At 69.3% G+C, this 10,050-nt stretch carries 9 protein-coding genes and 3 tRNA genes; 10 read left to right on the top strand and 2 right to left on the bottom strand.

What is annotated here, in order from left to right; translation table 11 throughout:
- From crtI to E1193_RS26290, 7 genes are all read left to right on the top strand, one after another.
- On the top strand, positions 1-1,379 hold a 1,379-nt coding region (gene crtI, locus E1193_RS26320; protein WP_132185870.1), incomplete at its 5' end, for a phytoene desaturase family protein.
- Positions 1,376-1,981, top strand: coding sequence for an isopentenyl-diphosphate Delta-isomerase (gene idi, locus E1193_RS26315; RefSeq protein ID WP_132185869.1), 606 nt, complete (start codon positions 1,376-1,378; stop codon positions 1,979-1,981). The genes crtI and idi, both read left to right, overlap by 4 nt.
- Positions 1,971-2,906: a MerR family transcriptional regulator gene (locus E1193_RS26310; protein ID WP_132185868.1), complete on the top strand. Its 936-nt coding sequence runs from the start codon at positions 1,971-1,973 to the stop codon at positions 2,904-2,906. The genes idi and E1193_RS26310 overlap by 11 nt, the downstream gene beginning before the upstream one ends.
- A gap of 73 nt (positions 2,907-2,979) precedes the next feature.
- Positions 2,980-3,771, top strand: a complete 792-nt coding sequence (locus tag E1193_RS26305; RefSeq protein WP_132185867.1) for a polysaccharide deacetylase family protein — start codon at positions 2,980-2,982, stop codon at positions 3,769-3,771.
- Between the two features lie 155 nt (positions 3,772-3,926).
- A tRNA-Glu gene (locus E1193_RS26300) sits at positions 3,927-3,999 on the top strand.
- 33 nt (positions 4,000-4,032) lie between these two features.
- Positions 4,033-4,109, top strand: a tRNA-Asp gene (locus E1193_RS26295).
- A 101-nt stretch (positions 4,110-4,210) separates the two neighbouring features.
- Positions 4,211-4,284 (top strand) — tRNA-Phe (locus E1193_RS26290).
- 709 nt (positions 4,285-4,993) lie between these two features.
- Here E1193_RS26290 and E1193_RS26280 read toward each other — a convergent pair.
- On the bottom strand, positions 4,994-5,308 hold the full coding sequence (locus tag E1193_RS26280; protein ID WP_132185866.1) for a helix-turn-helix transcriptional regulator: 315 nt from the start codon (positions 5,306-5,308) through the stop codon (positions 4,994-4,996).
- A complete protein-coding gene (locus E1193_RS26275) occupies positions 5,308-5,784 on the bottom strand; it encodes a type II toxin-antitoxin system RelE/ParE family toxin (protein WP_347877048.1) in 477 nt (158 codons plus the stop codon). The genes E1193_RS26280 and E1193_RS26275 overlap by 1 nt, the downstream gene beginning before the upstream one ends.
- Before the next feature lie 812 nt (positions 5,785-6,596).
- Here E1193_RS26275 and E1193_RS26270 point away from each other — a divergent pair.
- The 3 genes from E1193_RS26270 (at position 6,597) to E1193_RS26260 (ending at position 9,986) form a co-directional block, all read left to right on the top strand.
- A complete protein-coding gene (locus E1193_RS26270) occupies positions 6,597-7,103 on the top strand; it encodes a hypothetical protein (protein WP_132185865.1) in 507 nt (168 codons plus the stop codon).
- A 427-nt stretch (positions 7,104-7,530) separates the two neighbouring features.
- Positions 7,531-8,517, top strand: a complete 987-nt coding sequence (locus E1193_RS26265; RefSeq protein WP_207922871.1) for a site-specific integrase — start codon at positions 7,531-7,533, stop codon at positions 8,515-8,517.
- Positions 8,518-9,473: 956 nt separating this feature from the next.
- Positions 9,474-9,986: an SRPBCC family protein gene (locus tag E1193_RS26260; protein ID WP_132185863.1), complete on the top strand. Its 513-nt coding sequence runs from the start codon at positions 9,474-9,476 to the stop codon at positions 9,984-9,986.
- Positions 9,987-10,050: the final 64 nt, after the last annotated feature.

The raw sequence follows: 10,050 nt of genomic DNA, 5'->3' as shown, positions 1-10,050 counted from the left end.
AAGAGACAGGGTACGAGTTCGACACCGGCCCCACCGTGCTCACCATGCCCGACCTGATCGCCGAGGCCCTCGGCGCGGTCGGCGAGGAGCTGGAGGACTGGCTGGACCTCGTCCCGCTCGACCCGGCGTACCGGACGCACTTCCCGGACGGCTCGACGCTGGACGTCATCACCGACACCACCCGGATGGCCACCGAGATATCCCGGGTCTGCGGCCCCCGCGAGGCCGACGGCTACCTGCGGTTCGTCGACTACGCCCGCAACCTGTGGCGCTGGGAGCGGGCCGACTTCATCGACCGCAACCTGGACGGGCCGACCGACCTGCTCACCGCCAACCTGGTGCGGCTGCTGACCAACGGCGCGTTCCGCCGGCTCCAGACGAAGATCAACCAGTTCTTCGCCGACCCGCGCACCCGACGGATCTTCTCCTTCCAGGCCATGTACGCCGGCCTCGCGCCGCACGACGCGCTGGCCATCTACAGCGTCATCGCGTACCTCGACTCGGTGGCCGGGGTGTACTTCCCGCGCGGCGGCATCCACGCGGTCTCCCGCGGGATGGCCGGCGCCGCCGAGAAGCACGGCGTCCGGTTCCGGTACGGCACCACGGTGGCCCGGGTCGAAACCGCCAACGGCCGGGCCACCGGTGTGGTGACCGCCGACGGCGAGCTGATCCCGGCCGACGTGGTGGTGCTCAACCCGGATCTGCCGGTCGCCTACCGCGACCTGCTGCCCGAGGGTCGGCAGCGCCGGCTGACCTACTCACCGTCCTGCGTGGTCCTGCACGTCGGATCGGCGCAGGGGTATGGCAGCATCGCCCACCACAACATCCACTTCGGACGGGCCTGGAAGGGCACCTTCGACGAGGTGATCCGGCGTGGCGAACTGATGACCGACCCGTCGCTCCTGGTGACCAACCCCAGCCGGACCGACCCCACGGTCGCCCCGGCGGGTCGGCACACCTACTACGTGCTCGCACCGGTACCCAACCTGGAACGCGCCCCGTTCGACTGGCGCGGGGAGCTCGGCCGCCGCTACGCCGACCAACTCGTCGCAACGCTGGAGAGGCGCGGGTACGTCGGATTCGCCGACGGTATCGAGGTGTCACGGACGATCACCCCCGCCCAGTGGGAGGAGCAGGGCATGGCCGCCGGCACACCGTTCGCCGCCGCGCACACCTTCTTCCAGACCGGCCCCTTCCGCCCGTCGAACCTGCACCGGAGCCTGTCCAACGTGGTCTTCACCGGATCCGGCACCCAGCCAGGGGTCGGCGTGCCGATGGTGCTCATCTCCGGCAAGCTCGCCGCCGGCCGCATCACCGGAGCCGCCGGGGCCACGGTCTCCGGCGTGCGGCGGGCACCGGTGCGGGGGTGGCGTCGGTGAAATCCAGGGAAGGGCACCTGGTCGAACTGGTCGACGACAGCGGTCACGCCCTGGGCGAGGCCACGGTGTCCGCGGCGCACCAGGCACCGGGCCGGCTGCACCGCGCCTTCTCCGTGCTGCTGGTCGACCCGGAGGGCCGGGTGCTGCTCCAGCGGCGGGCCGAGGTGAAGACCCGCTTCCCGCAGCGCTGGGCCAACTCCTGCTGCGGGCATCCGGGGCCGGGCGAGTCACTGACCGAGGCCGCCAACCGCCGGCTGGGCGAGGAGCTCGGCACCGGTCCGGTGGCGCTGACCGAGGTGGGAATCCACCTCTACCACGCCGAGGATCCGGCCACCGGCCGGATCGAGTTCGAGTACGACCACGTGCTGCGCGCCGACGTGCCGGCCGACGTGACGCTGCTGCCGGACCCGGACGAGGTTTCCGCGCTGCGCTGGGTCGACCCGGTACGGCTGATGGCCGAGATCGACGCCGATCCGCACGCGTACGCGCCCTGGCTGAGCGGGGTGGTGAGCCGGCTGCTGCGGGCCGACGAACCCGCCGGCCCCACCCTCCCGTCCGGCGTACCGGCGGACGACGCTCCGGAGCGGCCGGGTGGCCGATGAGGCGATGAGCGCGGGGACGGTGGCACGCCGGCTGGGTGTGGCGGTCACCACGTTGCGCACCTGGCACCGGCGCTACGGCCTCGGTCCCAGTCAGCACGTCCCGGGTCACCACCGGCGCTACACGCCGGCGGACCTCGCGCGCCTGGAGGTCATGCTGAGGCTCACCGCCGAGGGGGTCGCCCCGGCCGAGGCGGCCCGCTGGGCGAACCAGGGCCCGGCGGCCAGCTCCGGCGGGGAGTCGCGGCTGCGTACGGCCCACGACGGTGGCGGACGGGCCATTCCGGTCGGCCGCGCCGGGCCGGCGGCTCGCGGCCTCGCCCGGGCCGCCGTACGGCTGGACTCCATGGCCATCAGCGAGACGATCGAGCAGGCCCTGGGTCGGGACGGCGTGGTCGCCACCTGGGACGGACTGCTCCGGCCGGTGCTGACCGGCATCGGCGAGCGGCACGCCGCCACCGCCGGGCTGATCGAGGTGGAGCACCTGATGTCCCGGTGCGTCTCGGAGGCGTTCGCGGCGGTGGCCCGCGCCGGCAAGGCCACCGCCCCACCCCGGATCCTGCTCTCCTGCGCCGACGAGGAGCAGCACACCCTGCCGCTGGAGGCGCTGGCCGCCGCGCTGGCCGAGGCCGGGGTGTCGTACCGGATGCTGGGGGCGCGGGTGCCGGTGGCGGCGCTGGTCGAGGCGGTCAACCGGACCGGCCCGGCGGCGGCGGTGATCTGGTCGCACACCATGGCCACCGCCGACCCGGGGCAGCTCACCACGCTGCTCGCGGCACCCCGCCGGCCGCTACTGGTGCTGGCCGCCGGGCCGGGCTGGCGGGCCGACGCGCTTCCCGCCGGGGTGATCCGCCCGGTCGACCTGACCGCCGCGGTCTCCCTGGCGCTGGCCGTACGCGATTCGTGGGACCACCCCACCAGAGAGTGACCTGCCCTGCCGGGTTCGCCGTTCGTCCACTACCGTCGGGGCCGTCCTCGTACCCGAACCCCTCGGAGTGACGATGCGTGCACGTATCGTGCTGGTTGCCACCCTCGGCCTGATCCTGTTCGTCGTCGGTTGCGGCGACGGGCAACCGGCCGAGCGGGGTTCGGGGGCACCGACCCCGTCCGCCCCGGCACAGCCGTCCGCGCAGCCGGACGCGACCCCGTCGCCGGCCCGCACCAGCAGACCCAGGCCACGGTTGCGCCCGGCGCCGACCGCGCTCCCCGCCGGCCTGGAACGCGCCACTGGGGTACGGACGGTCGCCCTGACGTTCGACGACGGCCCGGACCCGACCTGGACGCCGAAGGTACTCGACCAGCTTCGGGCCGGCCGGGTGAAGGCCACGTTCTGCCTCGTCGGCACCGAGGTGCGTAAGCATCCGGAGCTGGTGCGGCGGATCGTCCGGGAGGGGCACCAGCTCTGCAACCACAGTTGGCGGCACGACTTCGATCTCGGTCGTCGGCCGGTGGCGGAGATCCGGGCCGACCTGACCCGCACCACGCAGGCGATCCGGGCGGCTGTCCCGGGCGCCAAGGTGCCCTTCTACCGGCAGCCGGGCGGCCGGTGGACCCCGGAGGTGGTGGCGGTGGCGAAGCAGCTCGGTATGCGGTCGCTGCACTGGAGCGTCGACCCGCGGGACTGGGCGAAGCCCACCGTCCCCGTGCTGCGAGAGCGGGTGGTCAGCGGGGTACGCCCCGGCGGGATCGTGCTGATGCACGACGGCGGGGGCGATCGGAGCCGCACCCTGGCCGCCTGCCCGCACCTGATCGCCGATCTGAACCGCCGCTTCGGCATCGCCCCACCCCGGTAGTAACCACCCTGAGCTGCGGTTTAGTCGGCGACTGTGCCCGTGGCCATACCGGTTTGGCCGAGCGACCGGGCATGGCATATGCTTCTCATGCCTCCGGCGGGGCCGGATGGGAGCAAGTCCGCCTGACGTTGCGAGTGTGCAATGATGGCGGGGCCGCCCTCATCGTCTAGCGGCCCAGGACGCCGCCCTTTCAAGGCGGTAGCACGGGTTCGAATCCCGTTGGGGGCACGGTCCGGCTCAGCCCGGAGGCAACATCAGCTAGGTCCTGTGGAGCAGTTGGAGTGCTCGCCGCCCTGTCAAGGCGGAGGTCGCGGGTTCAAGTCCCGTCAGGACCGCCAGCGCAGAACGCCGCGTAAACCATAGCGCGGCGTTCTGCGTATCGGAGCAGCTACCTTGTCGGCGGAGACCCCGCCTTCGGGTAGCATGGTCCGAGCACCACGGCCAGGTAGCTCAGTTGGTACGAGCGTCCGACTGAAAATCGGAAGGTCGGCGGTTCGACCCCGCCCCTGGCCACATAGCCTTTCGCCGGGCTACAGAGATCCCCACCAGCGGAAACGCCGGTGGGGATCTTGCTTTTGTGCCCTCGCTGCGTCGGTCGCCGTTGCCCTTGGTTGACCGCTCTTGACCCTTGATCACCGCTGCTCGTTGCACGTTCGCTGCACGCGTCCCCGCTTCTGCCGCCATCCCGTCGCCGCTGCCAGCTTCGGGGACTCGGCCTCGTTGTCGATCAAACGTAGACTTGCAGGCATGAAGCGCCCGCGTCTCCGGATGACGCAGCTCGCAGGGCTTCTGCTCCTGCTTGCGTCGGGTGTCGGGTTGTGGCTGGGCTGGCCCGAACAGGTCACGTCGCCACTTCTCCTCGCCGGGGGACTGGTGGGTCATGGTCCGGCTGCCATTGCCGCGTGGCGGGAGAGGGAGTCCAAGCCGCCGAAGTCTGCGGAAGAGGTCCTAAGGTGGTACCCGAAGCGGTGGGCCTGACCGCCTCCCGCTTCTGCTGCCATCCCCGTCACCCCTGGCTAAGCAGGGTTTAACGAGGTGGGCCGGAGGTACCACCATGCGAACCACACCGCCACGATCGCCGGTGACCCGCTACCACTGAAATTGCCCAGATCACGGGTGCCAGACGGTGCCCGATGACCTCGACTTGCCTGAGGTTCCGTGGGCATGGTTCACCGAAGCGACTGGCCTCGCCGTACGCGATGTCACCTGAGGCTGGCGGAGATCAGGCGATCTGACGGAGGTCGCTGCCGTAGTCGAAGATGATCCGCATCCGGGCACCGAGCGCTCGTGCGTACCGGCTGAGGGTTGCCACCTCGTTGGCGTCCAGGTCGCCGTTTTCGATCTGGCTCACCCGGCCGGGCGTGACTCCCATCAGCTCGGCCACCTGCCGCTGGGTGAGACCGAGACGCTTGCGCTCCTCGGCGAGGTGGAACGCGCTGACCCAGGCCTCGGTGCGGGCACGTTCCACATCGAGCGCGTCGTCGTCCCCATCGTGCAACTCGGCGCGGATGTCGTCCCAGTCATGGAAGTCGCTCATCAGCCCTCCCTCCGTTTCCTCTCGAACGCAAGCCAACCCTCGTATGCCACCTCGGCGATCGGGATCGCGTTCTCGTACCAGCGCGTCCAGTCTCCGGCCTTGTTGCCGGCGACCAACAGCACCGCCTGCGACCAGGGGTCAAAGACGAACAGAAGCCGGATAGCGACGTCGCGGCCGGATCTCGGCCGCAGCTCCTTGAGGTTGCTGATGCTCGAACCCCGAAGAGTATCGACCAGCGGACGCCCCAGACCCGGGCCGGTCTCGGCGAGCATGTCGATTGCCGCGTTCACCGACCGGTACGCCGCCGGGTCGGTCCGACGCAGGGCCCGTAACCAGTCACGGACTTCGCCTGTCGTCCTGATCGCCCAGCGGTTGGCCGGCCCATTGGTCACAGGCAAACTATAGCTCAAGCTATACGCACCAGGCCATGCTTCAGTCATGCGAACCATGGAGGCGCAGGTCAACAGCGAGATCATGTTACGCGGTGGGGCGGGCGGGACTCGAACCCGCGACCGAGGGATTATGAGATCAAGATGGGCGATCCGTCGACCTGGGCATATGATGGTCTAGCAGCGGAAACGCCTCTCGACATCTCTCACCACTCCCCCGCTGTCCGTCGCCCTCTTGCGGACTAGATGCGGACTGCGCCGCCTGGACTCCACCCCCCGGCGATCGTAGGCTCGTTTCGTGGTGTCAGTGATCGAGACGGTGAGGCTTGTTGTCGTTGTCGCGATCCTGCTGCCCCTCCTGGTGCTCATGGTGAGCGCTCTGTTGAAGCCCCGAAACTCCCGGTCCGACGACGGGCCCCCTGATTTGCTTCACCCTCCGCCAGACGGGGGCGCTGGCGGCGATGCAGGTGGCGGTGGGAACTAGTTTCGAGCGGCCCGCGAACGCAGATCGTCAGTTTGGAAGAGTTTGCTCAGGCCGTCGCGATGCCCGAAACGCCTGCGGGCGGCGGCCGGTCCGGTTGCGTCTCATGCCCGCTCGTGCCCGCTGCGCGCCACGGTTACTGGCCCACGGATGGCCCATGCTGGCCTTCCGGTTAGAAGAACATCAGGGATGGCTGGTCCGGCTTTGCACGCCTGGTCAGCCTGTCCGTCGTTGTCGGGCTTGGTCGGCGTCTACGGATGGCCTTGGCTGTACGGGCGGCTCTACGACCGGGCGACCTGCTGGTGTGAAGATGAAGAGACCCTAGGCTGACGCCCATGTTGCGGAGCACGCAGCGATCGACCTGGACGAGCACAATCACCAGTCGGCGAAGTCGGGTACCCCCGCCCATGACCGCCTCATGGTCAGACAGAAGGTGCCCCTGCGGCTCGTCGCCGCCTTCGTGGTCGGCGTTGTGCTTGGCGGCTTCGGTGTCAGCCAACTGCGAGACTCGCGTAATCAGCGGGAGCGGAACGCCGTGGTCGCACTCGTGGCCTTCCCTCAAACGGCCGACTCTGGAAGCGCAGCCTCCGAGGGTTCCGTCCGACTGTCCGGGTATTTGGCGTTGGCCAACGCCGGCCCTGGGCCGATCACCGTTCGTGGGGTTCATGCAGAGAGGCCGGGCGTCGTAATACACAGCATCGGATCGCCCCGGCTGTTACCCCCTGGCAGCACCGGTCAGCTCGCGGTCGAGCTGTGGTTCGAGTGCTCGGTCGCACGCCTCCAGCGAGAGCCGCTGCCGCTAGGGTTATCAGTCGAGACCGATGACAAGCAAGGCAGAAAGGTCAGCTACCCCGTCGCTCTCGTAGGAAGCGACTGGGAGCGCGATGCTCTGAGCAAGTGTTCACGCATATTCACGGTGGGCTGACGCGTAACAGACCAAGGCCAAGCGCTGAAGCGGATCTCCTCGTCGGGCAGTCGCAGACCGTCCAGCCTCCCCTGACGGGAACAAGGTGGAGCGCCCTACCGGACGAACGACCTTGGCCCCGTCAGGGGAGGCTGGTAGCCCTTGTGGTGCCCGGCGAGGTGATCTGCGGCGGCGTCTCTGAGGAGGGTCGGGGTTCGGGACGGAGCCGCGAGGTCTTCAAGGGCTTGGTCGTCCGAAGCGTGGCCGATGCCGGCCGGAGGTCGCCAGCAGGCCGGGGCCGGGCCGGCGCGGCCCGCTTGCGGGCCGCCTTGATCTGATAGAGCGGAATTCGGCAACTACACGGTCGCCTCGAAGGCCGAGCACACCGTCGGAGCTGACTGAGCGGCATTCGGGCGACGACCTGCCACTCATACATGTGCCGGTCCCGGTGCATCTCGATCAGGTCGACGTGGCTGATCGTGACGGCAGCGGGCTCAGGAGCCACGGACCGGACAGCCTGAACGTATGGCTCGGCTGGGCCATCGGCGTTCGATGGCGGGAGACGTGCGAGCGGAACCTACGGCTGCACCTGGCACCCCTGGTCGACGTGCCGCTTCGTGAGCTCTCGGCGAATCGCGTCCGGGAGTGGCACGCTGCCGCCCTGCGGGGCAAGGGCGGGCGCACCTCTATCTCTCAGTCGTACCGCTTCCTGCGCATGGTCATGAACACCGCTGTGCGTGAGGGCATCATCGCCCGGAACCCGTGCCAGATTCCGGGTGCCGGAACGGTGCGCCTCGCTGAGCGACCAGTCGCCACACCGGCTCAGGTCGTCGCCCTGGTCGACGCCATCAACCCGCGTTACCGCACCGCTGTTCTCGTCGCCGCGTGGTGCGGGCTGCGCCGTGGTGAAATCGCCGGTCTGCGCATCTCAGACGTGGACCTGACCGAGCACACAATCACGGTTCGGAAGGCACGCGTCGAACCGCTGCACGCTCCTGGTCAGGCGTTCGACAAAAATCCCAAGTCAGAGGCGGGGAAGCGCACGATCATCATTCCGCCGCACGTCGTGCCGCTGGTCCGGCTGCACCTCGAGCAGTACGCGGGCACGGATCGGCTGTTCGTGAGTCGCGATGGAACACCGCTGCGGGGCAACACCTTGTATCAGGCGTTCGTCCGGGCGCGGAAGAAGGTCGGTCTGGATGATCTGACCTTCCATGATCTGTGGCACACCGGGCAGACCCTCGCCGCGCAAACCGGCGCGACCCTGGCTGACCTGATGAAGCGACTCGGGCACTCGTCCATGGCTGCGGCTCGCCGGTACCTACACGCCGTCGACGGGCGTGATCGTGAGATCGCCCGAGCCCTGTCGGAACTCGCCGCGCACGGTGATGTTGCACGCCCCGACACATCACGATGCGGAGCTAAATGCACGTAGGTTGCACGGCGACCTCCGGCGGTGCTCTGACCTGCGGAAACGTGGGTGCCTGAAAATCGGAAGGTCGGCGGTTCGACCCCACCCCTGGCCACATAGCCTTTCGCCGGGCTACAGAGATCCCCACCAGCGGAAACGCCGGTGGGGATCTTGCTGTTGGTGGCCTATCGAGTCGATCTCTCTTGTCCGTGGTTGACCGCTCCTGGCCGGCGGTTGCCGCCACTTGTCGCACGTGGATCGCACGCCGCTTCGCGAGTCAGGTCCTCCGGAGGTCTTCCCTGGCCGATCCGAGGCGCTAGCGTGCCGTATGCCCGTTATTGACCTGGAAGTGTCGCAGCGCGCCTCGTCACCGCCGCGACGCGTACAGCCGTGGTTCGTCATCGCGGCTGGTGTGACGCTGGGCCTTAGCTGCCTCACTGGTGAGCCGCACGGATCTTCGCAGCTCCACCACCCGCAGGTTCACCCCGCCCCGGTGTGCCCTTCCCGGACGGCTCAGCCAGAACGTCCGGCGGCCACGCCGGACCTCATGTCGACCGTCACGGTGGTCATCGATGCGGGGACCGGTCGTGTTGTTTCAGTGTCCTGCCGTCTTGAATAGCTCGGTTGCCACCTGAGCCGCGTGGTGCGGCCTGCGGCGCGGCGAAATCGCGGGCCTGCGCGTCTCAGACGTTGACCTGACCGAGCACACCACGACCTACGGCACACCGGACAGACCCTCGCTGCCCAGACCGGCGCGAATCTGGCCGACCTGATGAAGCGACTCGGGTACTCGTCCATGGCGGCGGCTCGCCGGTATCTGCATGTCGTCGATGGGCGTGACCGCGAGATCGCCAGAGCCCGGTCGGAACTCGCCGCGCATACCGGGTCCGGATGTCCCCACCCCGGTGGGGATCCACCGTCTGGAAGCGGGCACAACACGAAGCTGCACACCGAGGCATCAGACGGTATGGTCCGGGCCTATGGGACAGGAGATGGCCGATGTCCGGCAGGACGTCGAGCGGTACGCGCTCCGCAGTGCGCTCCTCGCCCCAGCCACCGCAGAGCAGGCATTCGCGGTGTTCACCGGGGCGCTGACCGACTGGTGGGTGCGCGAATACACCTGGTCCGGCCCGGCGGCGCTGGCCGAACTGGGCATGGAGCCGCGGGCGGGCGGCATGCTCTACGAGATCGGGCCGTACGGTTTCCGCAGCGACTGGGGCCGGGTGCTCACCTGGGACCCGCCGAAGCGCCTGGTGTTCACCTGGCAGATAGGTCCGGACCGTGTGCCGATGCCCGACCCGGCGCAGGCCAGCGAGGTCGAGGTGCTCTTCCTGCCGGACAGTTCGGGCGGAACCAGAATCGAGGTCGAGCACCGGCACTTCGACCGGCACGGCGAAGCGGCCGAAGGGTACCGGCAGGCGCTCACCGCCGGCTGGCACGAGTTGCTGAGCCGCTACCTGCACACGCTCACCCGGTTCACCATCCCGGGCTGACCGGCCCACGGTCCACCCCGCTCCGGCCGGCAGCACCCCGGCCGCCCCGTCCCTGGCCCACCCC

Source organism: Micromonospora sp. KC606 (assembly GCF_004348675.1).
Taxonomy (GTDB): Bacteria; Actinomycetota; Actinomycetes; order Mycobacteriales; family Micromonosporaceae; genus Micromonospora.
Note: the sequence above shows the minus strand (reverse complement) of the source record. Positions and strands in the feature narration are given on the sequence as shown.